Source organism: Amycolatopsis sp. CA-230715 (genome assembly GCF_018736145.1).
Classification (GTDB): Bacteria; Actinomycetota; Actinomycetes; order Mycobacteriales; family Pseudonocardiaceae; genus Amycolatopsis.
The window spans coordinates 7,584,120-7,603,237 of record NZ_CP059997.1; the positions used below are offsets into that span (position 1 = coordinate 7,584,120).

Genomic DNA, 19,118 nt, shown 5'->3' on the forward strand with positions numbered 1-19,118 from the left:
CCCCCGCGATCAGGGCAGTGACACGAACAAGGACGGACGGATCAGGCGCCGATGGTGGGTGGCATCACCGGCAGCCCGGTCACCGGGTCGGTGGCGTTCTCGGCCTCGTCGTCCGTTTCGGCGATGGTGTCCGGCAGACCGTACTTCCGGTGGTGCTCGCGGTCGTCGTCCTTCCCCCGGCCGCCACCCGGCACGATCCCGCCCTCCGGCGCGCCTTTCGCACCACGGCCCCCGGCGGTGGCGCTCCGGCTCCCGGTTGCGCCGGGTTCGACGGCGGTGCCACCGGATCGGGCGCCCGGCGCGTGTCCCGTGCCTCCGTTCGCACCACCGCGTGCGGTGCTCCCCGGTGCGGCCGTCGTCCCCGGCATGCCGAACCCGATTCCGGTGCTCGTCCCGGTGGACATGGACGGTGTCGAGCCGGGTGGTACCGCTGAACGGGTGCCATCGGGAATCTCAGGAGGTACGTACCCCGCGGTCGTGGTGCCCTCCTCGGCCGGGTGGCCTCCGCCGACCGGTGTGCCCCCTGCGCCACCGGTCGGCGGAGGTACCCGGCCCGCACCATCGCCGCCGGTACCGGGGGACACCGGTGGACCGGCGGGACCGGGAGCGCCAGGGCCGGGCTTGCCGTGCCCGGGTTCGCTGGGGCCGGGTTGGCCGGGGTGCTTCACCACCGGTTCCGGCCCGCCGTGGCCCGTTGGTCCGTGAGGACCCGACGGCCCGTGCCGCATGGTGAAATCCTTGCCGTCGTAGGCGCCCAGCACCCCGTAGTCACCGTTGAGGCCGCTGGCGCTGGCACCGGTGTCGGCCGCGTAACGGCTGTAGAGCTCCAGATTCCGGTTCGCGGTCGCGTTGTAGCTTTCGATGGCGTCCTCGACGTCGGTGTTCCACGGCGTGATCTCGTCCCAGAAGTCCTTCTCCGGCGGCTTCGGCGGCATCGGCTCCAGATGGTGCTGAACGTAGTCGAACCCGTCCGCCGTCGCGCCGAGGTTGTCGGCGTTCGCGGTGAACCGCTCCGCCGCCGCGTTCGTGACCGCGCGGAACTTGTCGATCCTGGCGTCCGCGCTGTCCGCGCCCTGCCCGGTCCACGACGCCCGCAACGCGGTCAGCATCCTGCCGATGTCGTCACTGGCCTTCTGGTGCGCGGTGGCCAGGTCGTGTGCCCCGCGTGTGCCTTGGTGCCAGTCCTCCGAGCGACCGTTCTTGATGTCCTCCACGATCTGCGGCAAGCCCATCGCCTGCGGCAAGTCCGCGCTCCCGCCGAAGGTCAGCGGTTCGGACAGGAAGTCCCCGATCGCCCCGAACGCGTCTTCCACGCCCTCGGCGATCGTGCTGACCACTTCACCGAGCTGATCGAACGGAACCATGGTTACCCCCCGACTTTCTGCCGCAACGTCGACACCGCCGCGTCGGCCGCACGCACGGCGACGGTGCACGGATCGACCTTCCCGATCTTGCTGTCCCCCAGGAAAAGCCCGACATCCACCGTCGCGGTGTCGAGCAGTCCGACGCTGATGTTGCAATACCGATCGGGCTTGCCGCCCGACGGAGTCACGCTCGCGACGGCGGGAAAGCCTTGAATGGCGGACAGCACTTTCCACACCTCGGCCTTCGGCTGCACGTTCGCGTACAACCCGCTCAGGCCATGCCGTGGCTCGGTGTCCAGGGTCACGGCTATCGTCGCACCGCTATCGGTCGACCAGAAGCAGTTGGGACCGATACCCGAAATGTCGTCACGCTTCTGGCTCACTTTGTTCCCGAGAGCGTCCTTCACCTGCTGTGGCGTCAAGACGGTGCACGGATCGCCTGCCATTGCCGAGTCGGGGAGCGGGGAAGGTACCTTCGGTGCGCCCGCGAACGGCACCGCGGTCGTAGCTGTCTGCGGAATACTGTTGGCCGCTGGTGAATCCTGAGGCGCCGCAGGCGTTCCGCGCGAGCACCCCGCGGCCGCGGCAGTCATCGCGCAGACCCCGACGATCGTGGCGATCCGGTGGTGGCTCATCCGGCGTAGCCCTCGCCTTCGGGGGTCTTCCTCAGATGTCTCGCGCCGTCCTCATCGGTCTCTTCCGTACGCCCCACCGCTTGGCGCAACCGGCGGATGAGTTCTGCCAGGTAATCGACCTCGACGTGAAGATGCCCCGCACCGTAGGCGAAGGCGCCAGGCTGTTGACCCTGCCGGGTGAGCGAGCCGTGGTAGTCCGCGCTCGCCGGGTCGTGCGCGGGGGGCGTGAGGCTTTCCAGCTCATCGGCTTTGCGCTGCAGGTGCACCAACTCTGTGCGAATCCGGATGGTTTCGTCGAGAAGGTGGTTCGCCTGGTCCAGGTCGAGGGTGAAACCGGATCGGCCTGCGGAGGCTGCGGCCGCGTCGGCGTCGGCGATCGCCGCGTCCGCGATCCAGATGTCCATGCCATCCATCCAGCGCAACGAGCCCAGGGCACCAAGCGGCTGGGCGTTCGCGGGTTCGCTCATCGGCCGTGCCCTCCCCCGGCGCGCGCCTGCGCGTGCGCCGTTCCCCTCGGCGACACCTGGTGGAAGGACGCTGGTAACGTGAAGCCCTTCCACAGCATTCTCTACTGTAGCGGGCCGATCACGCTCCGGAAGGCTTTCTTCGCATAGAACGCCAATTCGTGTGAAATCACCCGAATGCACGAAGATCGTCAATCGCCGATTATTTTGATCTGGTGCGGTGCGTGGGTGCGGACCGTGCCGGTGGCGCTTGGTCTTTGGTGGAAGATCATACACCTCAAGGGTTATACAGACCTGCGTGCGCCTGATCGATCGCGTCCACAGTGGATTCACCTGATTCAGAATCGCACCGCTGGTTCGGCAGGAACTGTGCTCGATCGCTTGCCGTGAAAGGATTCTCGGGAAGTCTCGCGCGGCTCGTTCCGGTCAGTACCTTGCCGGTGAGGAAAGCGGACTGGGCCGACGCGGGGCCCGCCGGTCTGGCGACCCGGCGCAGCCGGTGCCAGTGCCATGCCGGTCCCGATCGGGTCGCGGGCGCGGGTGGCACCGGGACCGGTGTGCGGAACCGGATCGGGGCCGGGATGATGTCGCAGAGGACCAGTTCGCGCCGCCGCCGCGCCCACCAGCGGCGGGTGAGCAGTGCGCCGAGTGTGGCGCCGAGCGTGTTCAGCACGACGTCGTCGGTGGCGGCCACCCTGCCGGTGAGGAACAGGTACTGCGCCGCTTCGATCGCGGACGACAGCACGACCGCGCCCCCGGCGATCCTGCCCACCGAGCGCAGGCGCGCCGACCGAACCGGCATCAGCGCCCCGAGTGGCAGGAGCAGCAGGAGGTTCGCGGCCGCCTGCCACAGCGGGTCGCTGCTCGACGGCAGTTCGTCGAGCGCGTCGGCGATCTCGGTGCCCGGCGTGAGATCGGCGGTGCTGGCCTGGCCGGGGATGGGCTTGCCGACCAGGTACAGCACGCAGCACGCGGAGAACACCAGCAGCACGTCGCAGACCGCGGTGGCGCCGGGGTCGCGCTGGCCCGATCGCTTGCGGCGCATCGCGAGCAGGCCGCAGAACAGCACGGCGGGCGGGACGCCCAGCGTGGCGAGGGTGATCAGTTCACCGAATGTCCGGAGCAGCTGTGCCATTCGCGATTCCCTTCGGCCCCGGTGCCTCGGACGTCGGTTCAGCCGGACGTGCTGGCGCCCCCGGTGCTGGTCGTGGGCCCGGTACTGGTGGGCGGCGTGGTGTCCGCGGGCGGCTTCGACGGCGACGAGGTGGTCTGCGGCGGGCTGCTCGGCGTGGACGGGGTCGTCGTCGGCGGTTTCGGCGTGCTGGTGGCAGGCGGAGGTGTCGTCACCGGCGGAGTGGTGGGCGTGGTCGTCGGCGGCTTCGTCGGCGTCGACGGCGGGGTGCCCGGTGTCGACGGCGGCGTGGTGCCGGGCGGTGTGGTGCCGGGGGGAGGTGTCGTGCCGGGCGGCGGCGTCACCGGCGGCGTTCCGGGCGGCGGCACCGGTCCCGGGCCGGGCTCGGTGGCCGGGGCCGCGGGCACGTCCGGCGCGCCGACCGGGACGGGGCTGTCCGGCAGCGGGGCGACACCCTTGCGGTACGCCTCCGCCCAGCGGATCACCGTGTCGGCGTAGGAGGCGGAGTTGTTGTAGCGGAGCACCGCCGCCCGCAGCGAGGCGGGCTGGCTCAGATCGAGCCCGCCCGAACACAGGTAGCGCGCGGTGGCCAGCGCGGCGTCGTAGATGTTGTTCGGGTCGTTCTTCCCGTCGCCGTTGCCGTCCGCGCCGTAGGCGCGCCACGTGCCGGGGATGAACTGCGACGGGCCGACGGCGCGGTCCCAGACCGTGTCGCCGTCGTAGCGGCCGCCGTCGGTGTCGGCGATGGCGGCCACCGCGCCGAAGCCGTTGAGCACCGGCCCGAGGATCGGCCGGAGCGTGGTGCCGTTCGCGTCGACGTACCCGCCGCGCGCGTGGTTGGACTCGATGCGCCCGATGCTCGCGAGCAGCGCCCAGTCGAGGTGGCACCCCGGCCGCTCGGCCGCCATCAGATCGGCGGCCTTGCGGTAGGCCTTGAGCGCGGTGCCGGGGATCCCGAGCGGACCGCTCGGCAACGAGTACGCGACCGGGGCCAGCGCCGAGCCCGGTGCGCCGAGCGGCACCGGTGAGACCGGTTCCGGCAGGCTGCCGTCCACGGAGATCGGGCCGGACGGCACGGCCGAGAGCGGGTGCGAAGGCGGCAGGAGCGGCGTGGCGCCGGACGCGGACGGCTGGATCACGGCCATCGTGGTCGACGCCGCCGAGGCCACCGGGAGTATCGCGAGCGCGCCGCCGACCATGGCCAGTGCCGTCCGGTGCGGCAGCCCGGTCAGCCTCGCGGCGTTGCGGGCCGCTGCGGAAATTCGGCTTCGCATGGTCAAAGCTCCTTTGCTTTGCGGAGTGCGCGGTGCCCCTCGGTAATCGAGTTACCAGCCGGTAGGTCCGTAACGGTTATAGCAAACTTTGGCTGCGGTAAGGGAATTTCCCCGGTATTGCCCGGAACTTGTCACGATTACGCGAAAACCGGCTGGTGTTGTTGTCAGGTGATCAGAATGAATTGCGCCGGAAGTTCCTCCCCGCGAGCGCCGCGCCGGCGAGCGCGGCGGCCGCGGTCAGCGCGAGCGCGAGCCATACCGCGCCGCCGACGGGGAACCCGAGCGAGAGGGAGCGCACCGCGTCGATGGCGTAGGTGAGCGGGTTGACGGTGGACAGCGCGCGCACCCACGCGGGCAGGACGTCCGGCGGCATGTACGCGGTGGAGGAGAACATCAACGGGAACACCGCGATGAACGACACGGTCTGCAGGGTCTCCGGTTTGCGCGCCATCGTGGCGACGGCGAGGAAGACCCAGCTCAGCCCCCAGCCGACGACGAGGGTCAGCAGCACCGCGGTCACCGTGCCGAGCAGCCCGCCGCCGGGGGAGAAGCCGAGCAGCGCCACCCCGGCGAGCAGCGTCACCGCGAGCTGCACGGCCAGCCGCGCGGTGTCCGCCAGCGTGCGCGCCAGCAGCACCGACATCAGGCTGATCGGCATGCCCCGCAGCCTGCTCACGAACCCGGTGTAGGTCTCGGTGAGCAGGGCCGCCCCGGAGCTCATCGCCGTGGTGAGCGCGATGTTCACCAGCGTCGACGGCATCAGGAAGTCGATGTAGGCGCCGTAGCGCGCGACCTCGGGCAGGCGCCCGATCCCGTCGAAGACCTGGCTGAACAGCAGCAGGAGCACCACCGGTTGCAGCAGGCTGAAGAAGAACAGGCTCCGGTCGGCGAAGGCCGCGCGCAGCGAGCGGCCGGTGAGCACGCGGACCTGGGTGCCGAACCCGCTGCCACGCCAGGCGATTTCGGTCATGAGGTGCTCCACGCCTGCCGGTGCAGTGAAAGGTATACGTCGTCGAGCGACGGCTCGGTCATCGAGAGGCCCTTGATCTCGGTGCCCGCGGAGTCGAGGGCGCGCACCAGCGCCGTGACGTCGGACGGTTCGGCGATCGCCGCGGCGACGGAATGCGCGTGCGGGTCCCGCACCGGTGCGAAGCCGTGACCGTCGAGCGTGGCGAAGGCGCGCTCGCACGCGTGGGCGTCGCCAAAGGTGACCGTAACGCTGCGCTTTCCCAGCCGTGCCTTCAGCTCCGACGGCGTTCCCGCGGCCGCGACCGCGCCCGCGGCGAGGACCAGCACGTCGTCGGCGAGCCGGTCGGCCTCCTCGAGGTACTGCGTGGTCAGCACGATCGAGGTGCCGCCACCGGCGAGTTCGCGCACCATCCGCCACAGTTCGCCGCGGCTCACCGGGTCGAGGCCGGTGGTCGGCTCGTCGAGGAACAGGACTTCCGGCGCGCCGACGAGACCGGCCGCGAGGTCGAGCCTGCGGCGCATACCGCCCGAGTAGGTGCGCACCGCCCGGTCCGCGGCGTCGGCGAGGCCGAAGGAGTCGAGCAGTTCGCCCGCCCGCTGCTTCGCGGCCGCTTTGCCCGCGCCGAGCAGGCGCGCGACCAGCACCAGGTTGGCCGTGCCGGAAAGCCCGTCGTCGAGCGCGGTGAACTGACGGGTGGCGCCGATCCGCCGCCGCACTTCCACCGGTGCGCGGACCACGTCGTACCCGCACACCGTCGCGGTGCCCGTGCCGGGCCGCGTCCTGGTGGCGAGGATGTCCACGAGGGTGGTCTTGCCAGCCCCGTTGTGGCCGAGCACGGCCAGCACCTGGCCAGGCGGGAGCACGAGGCTCACCCCGGTCAGCGCGGTGACCTCGCCGTAGGTCTTGCCGAGTCCGCTCGCTTCGATGCGCGGACGGCCTGGCTGTGACGACATGGCACTCCTCCCGCGCGTTTTCCCCCGGTGCTGGTCATGGCCGAGCGGCCCCGCGGCGAACGTAGCCATTTCCGGGCGAACCGCGCAAGAACGGGCGCGGTTCCGCTCAGCCTGGTGACAGTTTCGAGGTGGCGGTACCTGGTCGCGGTGACAGTTCCGGTCGATTCCGTCCACAAAGGACTCTTCGAGGAGGCCGAAAGCGGGTGGTGGTGGATCTTTGTGCTCCGCACGATGGGCGTTTCCGGTGCCGCACTCACCTCGGTGACAAGAAGAATTGAATTTCGACGCGGCGCGGGCGGTTTTATTGGAGGTTCTTGTGTGGTCCGCACCACCTCAGTACCGTACTGGCCGGTAAGCGAAATGTATTTCGTGAATTCGTGTCCCATTGTTGTCTGATCGAGGAAGTCTGCCTTGTCAACGGTGACTCGACGGCGCACCCGTCTGCTCGCGCTCGCTTCGGCGGTGGCCGTCGCGGGCGTTTCGTTCATGGCGAGTCCCGCGGTGGCGGGCGCGGCCAGCGCGGTGGTGCCCGCGACCTGCCCGCTGCCCGACGGGCCCGCCGGGGTCACGACCGGGCTCACCGCGACCTTTCCGCAAACGACGGGACCGGGCCACGCGGTCGAGGTCAGCGGTGCCGGTGCGGAACTGGTGCTGCCCGAACCGGCCGTGGCCGCACTGAAGGCGTGGGGAGTCACCACCTTCGAGGGCGCCGTCGACGGCTCGCTGGTCGTCCGGCAGGGGACCGCGGCCGAGGAGGTCGCGCTCGCGCCGATCAAGATCCCGCTCACCAAGCTGCCCGCGTCGGGGGAGTTCCGGCTGCCGCTCGACGCGGCCGTACCGCCGGTGAAGGCGACCGGTGGCGGTGACGTGACGTTCGAGGTCACCAACCTCGCGCCGACGCTGAAGCTGCACGCGGTGCGGGACAAGTCGCTCGTGGAGAAGGACGTTTCCTGTACCGCCGAGCCGGGTTCGCCGCGCAAGCTGGCCACGGTCGGCATGCTCGCGGACGACAAGGCGCCAGGCCGGATCGAACCCGGTGCGCCGCAGCAGCCCTCGGCGCGCGTCGCGCTCGCCGACGACCCGCCGTACAACTTCCCGAAGACCGAACCGACCGGATGGCTTCGCTACGCGCTCTGGATCGACGACAGCACCACCACGATCAAGAAGCTCGGCTCGCAGGTGAAGTTCGGCCGGGGCACGTTCGATTCGGTGGTCCAGATCGCCACTTCCAAGGTACGGGGCAACTTCGGTCTGCCGCCGACGTCGAGTTACTTCGTGCCGTTCCGGATCACCCCGGCCACCTCGGATGTCGAAGTCGTCCAGACGGAGGAAGCCGTCGGATCCATCCAGGTGAAGTTCCCGACCTCGCCGGTGGACATCACGATCAAGGCCAATGTCGTCGTCCGCAACGCGAAGGTCGACGGGGTCCCGCTCGACGTCGGGCCGAACTGCCGCACCGCGACCCCCGTGAATATCCACCTCAAGCAGGAAATCGACCTGCGTCCGCCGAAGAGCGGTGGGAAGCCGACCCCCGTGTCGACCACGTACGAGATCCCGCCGTTCGCGGGCTGCCAGGGGAGTGAGGACGTCAGCAAGCTGCTCACCGGTCTGATCTCCGGTCCGGACAACCCGTTGACGATGACGCTCAACGTCCGGTGTACCCCGGCGGACTGTCCCAAGAACTGACGGATGCGGAAATCCGTGCCGCGAAAACAGGAGGTGTGATGGGCGTCGAGGTGACGGTCGAAGGGCTGACCAAGTCTTTCGGCCGCCAGCTGATCTGGCGGGACGTGACGCTGACGTTGCCGACGGGCGAGGTCAGCGTGCTGCTCGGCCCGTCGGGCACCGGCAAGTCGGTGTTCCTGAAGTCGCTGATCGGGCTGCTCCGGCCCGAGCAGGGGCGGATCATCATCAACGGCGTCGATCTGTGCTCGTGCCCGGAACGCGAGCTGTACGAGATCAGGAAGCTGTTCGGGGTGCTGTTCCAGGACGGCGCGCTGTTCGGGTCGATGAACCTCTACGACAACGTGGCGTTCCCGTTGCGGGAGCACACGAAGAAGTCCGAGACCGAGATCCGCAAGATCGTGCTGGAAAAGCTCGAAATGACGGGCCTCGCCGGCGCGGAGAAGAAGCTGCCGGGCGAGATCTCGGGCGGGATGCGAAAACGCGCCGGGCTTTCGCGGGCGCTCGTGCTCGATCCCGGGATCATCCTGGTCGACGAGCCGGACTCCGGCCTCGACCCGGTCCGCACCGCCTACATCTCGCAGCTGCTGATCGACCTGAACGCCCAGCTGGACGCCACGATCCTGATCGTCACGCACAACATCAACGTCGCGCGGACCGTGCCGGACAACATCGGCATGCTCTTTCGCAAGGACCTGGTGATGTTCGGGCCGCGCGAGGTCCTGCTCACGAGCGACGAGCCGGTGGTCAAGCAGTTCCTCAGCGGCAGCAGGCTCGGCCCGATCGGCATGTCGGAGGAGAAGGACTCGGCGACGATGGCCGAAGAGCAGGCGCTCGTCGACGCCGGGCACCACGACGGGTCCACTGAGGACATGCGCGGGGTCGTGCCGCAGATCGAGCCGACGCCGGGGCTGCCGTTCCGGGACGCGGTGCGCCGCCGCAAGGAGCGGGTGCTGCGCATTCTGCACACGCTGCCGCCGCTGGCCCAGCACGGCATCCTCGCCAGCCTGAGCCGCGAGGAGCGGGCCGCCTACGGCATCCGTCCACTCGCGACACATCGCCAACCGGCCACCGAACCCGGGGGCCCGCTGTGACCACGTTCATCGAGCGCGTGCCGTCGATGGCGGCGAACGGGATGCGCGAATTCGGGCGCATGTGCGCGATGGCGCTCGACGTGCTGGTGCAGCTGTTCCGCCGCCCGTTCCAGTTCCGGGAGTTCGTGCAGCAGTTCTGGTTCATCGCCAGCGTGTCGATCACGCCGGCGATCATGGTGTCGATCCCGTTCGGCGCGGTCATATCGCTGCAGCTCGGGGGATTGACCAGCCAGATCGGCGCACAGCAGTTCAACGGCGCGGCGAGCGTGCTGGCGGTGGTCCAGCAGGCGAGCCCGATCGTGACCACGCTGATCATCGCGGGCGCGGGCGGCTCGGCCATCTGCGCCGATCTCGGTGCGCGCACCATCCGCGAGGAGATCGACGCGATGGAGGTGCTCGGCGTTTCGCCGATCCAGCGCCTCGTGGTGCCGAGGGTGCTCGCCGCGATCCTCACCTCGGTGGCGCTCAACGGAATGGTGAGCGTCGTCGGCGTGGTGGGCGGGTACTTCTTCAACGTGGTGGTGCAGGGCGGTACCCCCGGCGCCTACCTCGCCAGCTTCAACGCGCTGGCCCAGCTGCCCGATCTCGTGATCAGCTCGATCAAGGCCCTGATCTTCGGTTTCCTCGCCGGTGTGGTCGCCGCCTACCGCGGCCTCCACCCGAAGGGCGGGCCGAAGGGCGTCGGCGACGTGGTCAACCAATCGGTCGTGATCACGTTCCTGCTGCTGTTCTTCGTCAACACCGTGCTCACCGCGCTGTACCTGCAGCTCGTCCCGGCGAAGGGAACCTGAGTCGTGACGTCCATTTCCGAACGCGCGAAGGCGGGCCTGAAACGGCCTGGCAACACCCTGTTCAACCTCGGCGACCAGCTCCTGTTCTACGTGCGGGCGCTCGCCGCCGTCCCGTTGACGGTGCGGCGCTACTTCCGCGAAGTGGTGCGGCTGCTCGCCGAGGTGACCTTCGGCAGCGGCGCGCTCGCGGTCATCGGCGGCACCATCGGCGTGATGGTCGGGATGTGCATCTTCACCGGTGTCACGGTGGGGCTGCAGGGATTCAGCTCGCTGAACCAGATCAACATCTCGGCGATGACCGGGTTCCTCACCGCGTACTTCAACACGCGCGAGATCGCGCCGCTGGTCGCGGGGCTCGCGTTGTCCGCGACGGTCGGGTCCGGGTTCACCGCGCAGCTCGGCGCGATGCGGATCTCCGAGGAGATCGACGCGCTCGAGGTGATGGCGGTGCGCAGCATGCCGTTCCTGGTCACCTCGCGCATCGTGGCCGGGTTCGTCGCGATCATCCCGCTGTACACGATCGGCCTGCTGATCTCCTACGTCGGCTCCCGCATCACGACGGTGATGTTCTTCGGCCAGTCCGGTGGCACCTACGACCACTACTTCACGTTGTTCCTGCCACCGGGCGACGTGCTGTGGTCGTTCGGGAAGGTGCTCGTGTTCGCGGTCGGCGTCATCCTGACGCACTGCTTCTACGGCTACCGCGCCAGCGGCGGGCCCGCGGGCGTCGGCATCGCGGTCGGCCGCGCGGTGCGGACCTCGATCGTGCTGATCAGCGTGCTCGATTTGTTCCTCAGCCTCGCCATTTGGGGCGCTTCTACGACGGTGCAGGTGTCGGGATGAGCGACGCTTGCGAGCGAATCAAGGACATCATGCGCCATAAGGAATTGGACGCTGTCTCGCGGAGCGAGGCGATCGCATGAGCGAGCGGATTCCCAAGCGCGTTCCGACGCAGATCGCCGGTGTGGTCTTCCTGGTGATCCTCGCGCTGATGCTGCTGCTGTCGGTCGCCATCTACGACAAGACGTTCGTCACCGTGGCCACCGTGAAGCTGGAGACCGACCGCGTCGGCAACCAGCTCGAACAGGGCTCCGAGGTCAAGGTCCGCGGCGTCCCGTTCGGCGAGGTGCGCGCGATCCGGCCCACTTCCTCCGGGGCCGAGATCGAGATGGCGATGGACCCGGCGAAGATCGGGCAGCTGCCGGACAACGTTTCGGCGCGGCTGCTGCCGAAGACCGCGTTCGGGCAGCGCTACATCAACCTGGTGCTGCCGGACAAGCCGCACGGCACGCTCGCCTCGGGCAAGGTGATCTCGCAGGACAAGTCGTCGAACGCGATCGAGCTGGAGAAGGTGCTCGGTGATCTGCTCCCGCTGCTGCGCGCGGTGCAGCCGCAGAAGCTCAACAGCTCGCTCGGCGCGATTTCCCAGGCGCTCGACGGCAAGGGCAAACCGCTCGGCGAGAGCATCGTCCGGTTCAACGACCTGCTCAACCAGTTCAACCCGCTGATGCCGCAGTTCAAGGCGGACATCAGCAGGCTGGCCGACGTGTCGGACACCTACAACAGCGCGGCGCCGGACATCCTGCGCGCGCTGACCGATCTGACCACGACCGGGCGCACGCTGGTGGACCGGAAGGCGGACCTGCAGGCGTTGTTCGCCAGCACCACCACGGCTTCCAACGACCTCAACGCGTTCCTGCAGAAGAACTCGGGCAACCTCATCGGGTTGTCGGAGTCGAGCAGGCCGACGCTGGAGCTGCTGGCGCGCTACTCCCCGGAGTTCCCGTGCCTGTTCGACTCGGTGAACCGGTTGAAACCGTTGGTGGAGAAGGCACTCGGTGTGGGCACCGGTGAACCGGGCTTGCACGTCAACGTGTCCGTGATGCCCGCGCGCGGCAAGTACGTCCCCGGCCGCGACGACCCGAGGTACACCGCGAACGCCGGGCCGCAGTGCTACGCGCCGGGCGCCGGGCCTGGCCAGGGCCGTCCCGTGGCGGCGAAGACGATGTCGACCCGAGCCGCGACCGACGACCTCGGCGTGGCGAACTCGCCGGCGGAACGGCGGACGGTCGCGGAGCTGATGGGGGCCGCGCAGGGCATCAGCCCGGCGGAGGTCCCGGACTGGAGCAGCGTCCTGGTCGGGCCCCTGTTCCGCGGTGCGGAGGTGACCTTGAAATGAAGGGACTGATCGGCCCGCTCACCAAGGGCGCCATCTTCCTCGTCATCACCGGGCTCGCCACGCTGGCGCTCGGCATCACCATCGCCAACGTGGGGGTGAGCGACACGCAGCCGTACGCGGCCCGCTTCGAGGACGCCACCTCGTTGAACCCCGGTGACGAGGTCCGCATGGCCGGTGTCCGGATCGGACAGGTCGACGAGGTCGACGTCGTCGACAAGCGGTACGCCGAGGTGCACTTTTCGGTGGACTCCAAGCGAAAGCTCTCCGCCGAGTCCATTGTGGCCATTCGGTACCGCAACCTCATCGGGCAGCGCTACCTCTCGATCGACCAGGGCGACAAGCCGAGCACGCAGAGCATGGCACCGGGCACGACCGTCCCGTTGGAACGGACGAAGCCCGCGCTCGACCTGACCGCGTTGTTCAACGGGTTCAAGCCGCTCTTCCAGGCGCTCTCCCCGAACGACGTGAACCAGCTTTCGTTCGAAGTGGTGCAGGTGCTGCAGGGCGAGGGCACCACGGTCAACGGGTTCCTCAAGCACACCGCCTCGCTCACTTCGACACTGGCGAACAAGGACCAGGTGATCGGCCAGGTGCTCGGGAACCTCAACACGGTGCTCGACACGATCAACGCCAAGGGTGATCAGCTCGCGCAGCTCGTCGACACCACCGAGCAGCTCGTGAAGGGGCTCGCCGCGGACGCGAAACCGATCGGGGAGGCCATCGGCGGGCTCGGCGAGCTGAGCAGCACCACCGCGGACCTGCTCAAGGACGGCCGCCAGCCGCTCAAGGACGGCATCACCGCGCTCGGCGACCTGTCGAAGAACCTCGCCGACAACACCCCGATCTTCCAGAAGTTCCTGGACAACCTGCCGGGGAAGATGAACGCGATCGGCAAGCTCGGCTCGTACGGCTCGTGGCTCAACTTCTACCTGTGCGCCGCCAAGTCCGACGCGCCGCCCGCCCCGGGTGGCCCGCCGGTCGGCGTGCCGCTGACCCAGCCGAGGTGCCGATGAAGAACCCGTTGCGAGACCTCAAGCCGTTCAAGGAGCGGGACCCGATCCTCGTCGGCGCGGTGACCGCGCTGATCATGGTGCTGATCGGCTCGGCGACGTTCTTCGCCGACGACCTGCCGATCATCGGCGGGGGCACCGAGTACGCCGCCGAGTTCAGCGAAGCCGCCGGGCTCAAGACGAGGGACGAGGTCCGCGTCGCGGGCGTGAAGGTCGGCGAGATCTCGGCAGTCGACCTCAAGGGCGACCACGTCGAGGTGCGGTTCAAGGTGAAGGGCGTCTGGCTCGGCGACCGCACCAGCGCCGCGATCAAGATCAAGACGTTGCTCGGCCAGAAGAACCTGCTGCTCGATCCGCGCGGTGGCAACGAAATGGATCCGTCCACGCCCATTCCGAAGGATCGGACGACCTCGCCGTACGACGTCACCGAGGTGTTCAACGACCTGGCGAACACGGCGGGCTCGATCGACACCGTGAAGCTGGCGCAGAGCTTCCGCACGCTCTCGGAAACCATGGGAGCGTCGGCGCCGCAGGACGTCCGCGCGGCGCTGGACGGCATGTCCGCGCTGTCCAAGACGCTCGCCTCGCGCGACGACGAGCTGACCAAGCTGTTCGACGGCACCAGCAAGGTGAGCAAGCTCCTCGGCGACCGCAGCGCGCAGGTGGAATCGCTGATCAACAACGGGAACGTGCTGCTGACCGAGCTGAACGCGCGCAAGGACGCCATCGCGAAGCTGTTCGGCGGCACGAAGGCGCTCGGCCAGCAGCTGCGCGGACTGGTGGCGGACAACGAAAAGACGCTCGGGCCCGCGCTCGACCAGCTCGACCGGGTGGGCGCCGTGCTGCAGCGCAACCAGGACAAGCTCACCGAGAGCCTGCGGCTCGCCGGGCCGTACTACCGGCTGCTCGGCAACGCGGTCGGCAACGGCAGGTGGATCGACACCTACATCTGCGGGCTGGTGCAGGCCGGTGGCGACTGCGCGCCGAAGGGAGGCAGCTGATGGCGACGACGATGGTGCTCGAGGACATGGGTGTCCACAAGCGACGGAGGCAGCTGCTGCGCTGGATCTCCGCCGGTGTGCTGGCCGCGTTGCTGGCGAGTGCGGTATGGGCGTTCATCGCGATCACGCCGGACCGGAAGGTGGTGGCGTACTTCTCCGCCGCGGTGGGCATCTACCCCGCCTCCGACGTGCGCGTGCTCGGGGTGGCGGTCGGCTCGGTCGATTCGGTCGAGCCGAGCGGCAAGCAGGTGAAGGTGACGCTGGACCTGCGCGGTGACGTCAAGCTGCCCTCGAACGTTTCGGCGGTGGTGGTGACGCCGAGCCTGGTGGCGGACCGGTACGTGCAGCTCTCCCCGGTCTACACCGGCGGTGCCGAGTTCGGCGAGGGTGCCGAGATCCCGGTGCAGCGCACCGCGACCCCGGTGGAGATCGACCAGCTCATGAAGAGCCTCAACGACCTGACGACCGCGCTCGGGCCGAAGGGCGCGAACGCGGACGGCGCGGTCAGCGAGCTGCTGAACCAGGGCGCGAAAACCCTTGACGGCAACGGGAAAGCGGCGGGCGAGGCGATCCGCCAGCTCGGTGACTTCGCGCGCACGCTCAGCGGGTCGAAGGACCAGCTCTTCTCCACAGTGGACAACCTGTCGAAGTTCACCGCGATGCTCGCCGCCAACGATGACCAGGTGAACAAGGCGGGCCAGCAGCTCACCTCGATCACCAAGGTGCTCGCGGACCAGCGCGACGAGTTCTCCGGCGCGCTGACCGAGCTGACCCAGGCGCTGGGCACGGTCAAGGGGTTCATCAACGACAACCGCGACAAGATCAAGTCCAATGTGGACAAGCTGGCCGAGATCACGAAGACGTTGTCGGCGCAGAAGGCTTCGCTGGCCGAAGCGCTCGACGCCGCGCCGAACACGCTGACGAACCTGCTGGAGGCCTACAACCCAGCCACGAAGACGCTCGACGGCAGGGCCAACCTCAACGAGTTCCGCGGGTTGCCGACGCAGTCCGGAGGCGCCTCGGCGCAGTCGTTCTGCCCTGGCGGATGCGCGCCGGGCGCGCGGTCGGACGGGCTCGTCACCGCGAAAGCGGATCGCACCGACCTGCCCGCGCTGCCGTTGCCGCCGTTCGGCGACGTGTACGCGACGCCGGAGAAGACAGGAGGCCGGTGATGGGCGAGCGCACGAAGACCAGGATCGTGGCGGTGGTACTCCTCGGCGCGCTGACCGCGGGATGCGGTGGCAGCGGCGCGGACAGCGTCTACGACCTCCCGCTGCCGGGCGGCGCTTCGCTCGGCGACCACCCGTTCACCGTCAAGGCGAGCTTCCCGAACGTGCTCGACCTGGTGCCGCAGTCCGGGGTCAAGGTCAACGACGTCGCGGTCGGCAGGGTCGAGCACGTCGAACTCGCCGCGGACGGCCGCAGCGCGGAGGTGACGCTGCGGATCAACGGCGACGTCAAACTGCCCGCGAACGCGATCGCGCGGCTGCGGCAGTCGAGCATCCTCGGCGAGAAGTTCGTCGAGCTGGCCCCGCCCGAGGTGCAGTCCCCGGCCGGTGCGCTGCGCGACGGCGCGGTGATCCCGCTCGCGGACTCCACCATGGCACCGGAGATCGAAGAGGTCTTCGGCGCGCTTTCGCTGCTGCTCAACGGCGGCGGCGTCGCCCAGATCCAGAACATCACCCGCCAGCTCAACGACGCGTTGGGCGGTAAGGAAAACGCGGCGCGCTCGCTGATCGGCAACCTGAACACCTTCGTCGGCGGGCTCGACGAGCACAAGGCGGAGATCACGCGCGCGCTGGACAGCGTGAACCGGCTGTCGGCGACGCTGAGCCAGCACAAGGACGAAATCTCGACGACCCTGTCCGATCTGACGCCGGGGATCAAGGTCGTTTCCGATCAGCGCGAGGCACTGGTCGGGATGCTGAAGTCGTTGGCGTCGCTGACGAACGTCGCGGTCGACACGGTGCACAAGAGCAAGGACGACCTCGTCGCCGATCTCCGCGCGATGGAGCCGATCCTGCGCCAGCTCGCGAACTCCGGCGCCGCGCTGCCGAAGGCGATGGAGATGCTGATGACCTTCCCGTTCCCGGATTCCGCGCTGAACACGATCAAGGGCGACTACCTCAACACGTTCCTCAACTACGACGCGAAAACCAGAAAGGCGCTCGCCGAGGCGCTGGCGGGGGGCCACTGATGCTGACGAAGCTCGTCCGGGGCCAGGTCGTGGTGTTCGTGGTGGTCGCCGTGCTCGGCGTTGCCTACGTCGGCGCGCGGTACGCCGGGCTCGACCGCTTGGTGTTCAACACCGGGTACACCGTGGTCGCCAAGTTCTCCACCGGCGGCGGGGTGTTCACCAACAGCGAGGTCACCTACCGCGGGGTGGCCATCGGCAGGGTCGGCGACCTGCGCCTGACCGCCGACGGCATGGAGGCCGACTTGCACATCGACTCCGGCACCGCCGAGGTGCCCGCGGACACCGAGGCCGTGGTGGCCGACCGCTCCGTCGTCGGCGAGCAGTACGTCGACCTCCGCCCGCGCACCGATCGCGGACCGTCCCTTCAGGACGGTTCGGTGATCACGCAGAAGAACACGTCGATCCCGCTGCCGGTGGACGTGGTGCTCTCCAGCCTGTCCTCGCTCGCCGACTCGGTGCCGAAGGAGGCGCTGCGCACCGTCGTCGACGAGCTGTACGACGCCACCTCCGGTGCGGGGCCGAACCTGCAGACCCTGGTGGACAAGGGGATCGAGTTCATCAAGACGGCGACCGACCACATCCCGCAGTCCACCAGCCTCGTCACCAGTTCGCAGACCGTGCTGGACACGCAGCTGCGCATGTCCGACGAGATCAAGTCCTTCGGCAGCAACGCGAAACTGCTCGCCGAGACGCTCAAGAAGTCCGACGGCGACCTCCGCGGCCTGCTGCCCGCGGTGCCCGCGGCGATGAGTCAGGTCAGCGATCTCCTGCACGAGTCGGGCACCGGCCTCGGCCTCACCCTGGCGAACCTGCTCACCACGTTCGACGTGCTGGAGGTGCGGCAGAAGGGGCTGAAGCAGCTGCTGATCACCGCGCCGCAGGCGGTCGCCGCCGGGTCCTCGGTGATCGGGCCGGACGGCGCGCGCTTCGGGCTCGCGCTCACCTTCTTCGACCCGCCGCCCTGCACCGCGGGCTACGGCGGAACCCAGGCGCGAGGCGGCCTCGACACCTCACCGGGGGCGCCGCTCAACACCGGCGCGCGCTGCACCCTGCCGTACGGGAACCCGACCGGCGTGCGCGGTTCGCAGCACGCGCCGTCGCCGAGCGGGCGCTGAGGAGCGCCACCGCAGAGAAAGGAGCCGATGATGGTCAAGACGCGCACCGCGCTGACCTCCGCCGCGGTCGCGGTGGCGGTGGGCGCCGCGGGGTGGTTCGGCTACACGTGGTGGGACGCGGCGCACGACGACGGCGTCCACCGCGCGGTGGCGAGAGACCAGGCGCTGCAGGCGGGCCAGCAGGGCATCGCGGGGTTCAACACGCTCGACTTCCGCCAGGCCGCGGCGGGCTACGACCGCTGGGTCGGGATGTCCACCGGCGAGTGGCGGGACGAACTGGTGAAGGACGCCGAGGCGAGCAAGAAGCGCATCGCGGACGGGAAGACCGTGACCGAGGCGAAGATCCTCGACGCGGCCGTGACCGATCTCGACGACACGGCGGGGACCGCGAAGGTGATCGCTGCGGTGGAAATGGTGGTGACCCCCGAGGGCGGTGGCCCGGTGACGAAGCGGCTCCGGTTCCAGGCCGGGGTCGCCAGGACCGATCAAGGGTGGAAGCTCAACGGTCTGAGTCCGATCCCCGTCGGCGACGCTTGAGGAAGGAAAGCGAACGATGGCCGAACAGCACGCCGTAGCCGAGGCGGACGAGCGGGAAGAGACCGAGCCGGTGGAAAATACCGGTGCCGGGGAAAAACCGGAAGGGGCCAGTTCCGGGGGAGACGCGGAACCGGCCGTAGCGACGAAGAACTGGCGCGCGGTACTCGCGGCCGGGCTCGTCGTCGTGTTCGGCGGGCTCGCCTGCTGGTTCGCGGTGGAGACGGCGCACGTGCGCGGTGGCGCCGCGGACAACGCCGCGTACGCCGACACCACCACGACCACCGAGGTGCTCGGCCAGGTCGACGACGCGCTGGCGAAGGTCTTCTCCTACGCCTACGACAACCCCGGCCCGACCGACGAGGCCGCGGCGCAGGTGCTCGGAGGCCACGCGAAGGAGCAGTACCAGCAGCTGTTCGCGCAGGTCCGCGCGCAGGCGCCGGCGCAGAAGCTGGCGGTGCGCAGCCGGGCGGTGCTCGCCGGGGTCAAGATGCTCGACGGCGACCACGCCACCGTGCTCGCCTTCCTCGACCAGAGCGCGACCAGGGGAGACGCGGGGACGGACGGCGCGAGCGGTGCCCAGCTCACCGTGACCGCCGAACGGCAGAACGGCCGCTGGATCATCACCGACCTCAAGTCGCAGTGATTTTTCGCACGAGCACGACAGGTCTCGGTGCCCGGCGATAATCCGGATGACAGTTTTAACCTCCGGTTGTCTTCTT

Annotated in this window: 20 protein-coding genes; 13 read left to right on the forward strand and 7 right to left on the reverse strand. The window is 69.0% G+C overall.

Annotated features, from left to right (window positions below; genetic code table 11):
• Positions 1 to 41 precede the first annotated feature (41 nt).
• From HUW46_RS36040 to HUW46_RS36070, 7 genes are all read right to left on the reverse strand, one after another.
• Positions 42 to 1,364, reverse strand: a complete 1,323-nt coding sequence (locus tag HUW46_RS36040; RefSeq protein ID WP_215543191.1) for a WXG100 family type VII secretion target — start codon at positions 1,362 to 1,364, stop codon at positions 42 to 44.
• A 2-nt stretch (positions 1,365 to 1,366) separates the two neighbouring features.
• On the reverse strand, positions 1,367 to 1,999 hold the full coding sequence (locus HUW46_RS36045; RefSeq protein WP_215543192.1) for a DUF3558 domain-containing protein: 633 nt from the start codon (positions 1,997 to 1,999) through the stop codon (positions 1,367 to 1,369).
• The gene (locus tag HUW46_RS36050; protein WP_215543193.1) at positions 1,996 to 2,466 is read right to left on the reverse strand and encodes a hypothetical protein; all 471 of its coding nucleotides are present in this window, start codon (positions 2,464 to 2,466) and stop codon (positions 1,996 to 1,998) included. Before HUW46_RS36050 ends, HUW46_RS36045 begins: the two co-directional genes overlap by 4 nt.
• A gap of 274 nt (positions 2,467 to 2,740) precedes the next feature.
• Positions 2,741 to 3,598, reverse strand: a complete 858-nt coding sequence (locus tag HUW46_RS36055; protein ID WP_215543194.1) for a VanZ family protein — start codon at positions 3,596 to 3,598, stop codon at positions 2,741 to 2,743.
• A gap of 38 nt (positions 3,599 to 3,636) precedes the next feature.
• A complete protein-coding gene (locus HUW46_RS36060) occupies positions 3,637 to 4,869 on the reverse strand; it encodes a lytic transglycosylase domain-containing protein (protein ID WP_215543195.1) in 1,233 nt (410 codons plus the stop codon).
• A gap of 172 nt (positions 4,870 to 5,041) precedes the next feature.
• Positions 5,042 to 5,839, reverse strand: coding sequence for an ABC transporter permease (locus tag HUW46_RS36065; protein WP_215543196.1), 798 nt, complete (start codon positions 5,837 to 5,839; stop codon positions 5,042 to 5,044).
• Positions 5,836 to 6,792, reverse strand: coding sequence for an ATP-binding cassette domain-containing protein (locus tag HUW46_RS36070; protein WP_215543197.1), 957 nt, complete (start codon positions 6,790 to 6,792; stop codon positions 5,836 to 5,838). The genes HUW46_RS36065 and HUW46_RS36070 overlap by 4 nt, the downstream gene beginning before the upstream one ends.
• A gap of 36 nt (positions 6,793 to 6,828) precedes the next feature.
• Between HUW46_RS36070 and HUW46_RS36075 the strand changes: the two genes are divergently transcribed.
• The 13 genes from HUW46_RS36075 to HUW46_RS36135 all read left to right on the forward strand — a co-directional run bounded on the left by HUW46_RS36075 (position 6,829) and on the right by HUW46_RS36135 (position 19,042).
• Entirely contained in the window at positions 6,829 to 7,188 is a 360-nt protein-coding gene (locus tag HUW46_RS36075; RefSeq protein ID WP_215543198.1) for a hypothetical protein, read from the forward strand.
• Positions 7,189 to 7,212: 24 nt separating this feature from the next.
• Entirely contained in the window at positions 7,213 to 8,478 is a 1,266-nt protein-coding gene (locus HUW46_RS36080; RefSeq protein WP_331477349.1) for a DUF6801 domain-containing protein, read from the forward strand.
• A 38-nt stretch (positions 8,479 to 8,516) separates the two neighbouring features.
• The gene (locus HUW46_RS36085) at positions 8,517 to 9,569 is read left to right on the forward strand and encodes an ABC transporter ATP-binding protein (RefSeq protein ID WP_215543200.1); all 1,053 of its coding nucleotides are present in this window, start codon (positions 8,517 to 8,519) and stop codon (positions 9,567 to 9,569) included.
• A gap of 26 nt (positions 9,570 to 9,595) precedes the next feature.
• Positions 9,596 to 10,360 (forward strand): MlaE family ABC transporter permease, encoded by a 765-nt coding sequence (locus HUW46_RS36090; protein WP_215550321.1) that lies wholly within the window; start codon positions 9,596 to 9,598, stop codon positions 10,358 to 10,360.
• 3 nt (positions 10,361 to 10,363) lie between these two features.
• Positions 10,364 to 11,203: an MlaE family ABC transporter permease gene (locus HUW46_RS36095; RefSeq protein ID WP_215543201.1), complete on the forward strand. Its 840-nt coding sequence runs from the start codon at positions 10,364 to 10,366 to the stop codon at positions 11,201 to 11,203.
• A 76-nt stretch (positions 11,204 to 11,279) separates the two neighbouring features.
• The gene (locus tag HUW46_RS36100) at positions 11,280 to 12,539 is read left to right on the forward strand and encodes an MCE family protein (protein ID WP_215543202.1); all 1,260 of its coding nucleotides are present in this window, start codon (positions 11,280 to 11,282) and stop codon (positions 12,537 to 12,539) included.
• Positions 12,536 to 13,552, forward strand: a complete 1,017-nt coding sequence (locus tag HUW46_RS36105; RefSeq protein WP_215543203.1) for an MCE family protein — start codon at positions 12,536 to 12,538, stop codon at positions 13,550 to 13,552. Before HUW46_RS36100 ends, HUW46_RS36105 begins: the two co-directional genes overlap by 4 nt.
• Complete coding sequence (locus HUW46_RS36110) at positions 13,549 to 14,550, forward strand: MCE family protein (RefSeq protein ID WP_215543204.1); 1,002 nt, start codon at positions 13,549 to 13,551, stop codon at positions 14,548 to 14,550. The genes HUW46_RS36105 and HUW46_RS36110 overlap by 4 nt, the downstream gene beginning before the upstream one ends.
• Complete coding sequence (locus tag HUW46_RS36115) at positions 14,550 to 15,722, forward strand: MCE family protein (RefSeq protein ID WP_215543205.1); 1,173 nt, start codon at positions 14,550 to 14,552, stop codon at positions 15,720 to 15,722. The genes HUW46_RS36110 and HUW46_RS36115 overlap by 1 nt, the downstream gene beginning before the upstream one ends.
• A complete protein-coding gene (locus tag HUW46_RS36120; protein ID WP_215543206.1) occupies positions 15,722 to 16,747 on the forward strand; it encodes an MCE family protein in 1,026 nt (341 codons plus the stop codon). The genes HUW46_RS36115 and HUW46_RS36120 overlap by 1 nt, the downstream gene beginning before the upstream one ends.
• The gene (locus tag HUW46_RS36125) at positions 16,747 to 17,862 is read left to right on the forward strand and encodes an MCE family protein (protein WP_215543207.1); all 1,116 of its coding nucleotides are present in this window, start codon (positions 16,747 to 16,749) and stop codon (positions 17,860 to 17,862) included. The genes HUW46_RS36120 and HUW46_RS36125 overlap by 1 nt, the downstream gene beginning before the upstream one ends.
• Positions 17,863 to 17,889: 27 nt before the next feature.
• Entirely contained in the window at positions 17,890 to 18,399 is a 510-nt protein-coding gene (locus HUW46_RS36130) for a hypothetical protein (protein ID WP_254125224.1), read from the forward strand.
• Positions 18,400 to 18,415: 16 nt separating this feature from the next.
• On the forward strand, positions 18,416 to 19,042 hold the full coding sequence (locus tag HUW46_RS36135) for a hypothetical protein (RefSeq protein ID WP_215543208.1): 627 nt from the start codon (positions 18,416 to 18,418) through the stop codon (positions 19,040 to 19,042).
• Positions 19,043 to 19,118 lie beyond the last annotated feature (76 nt).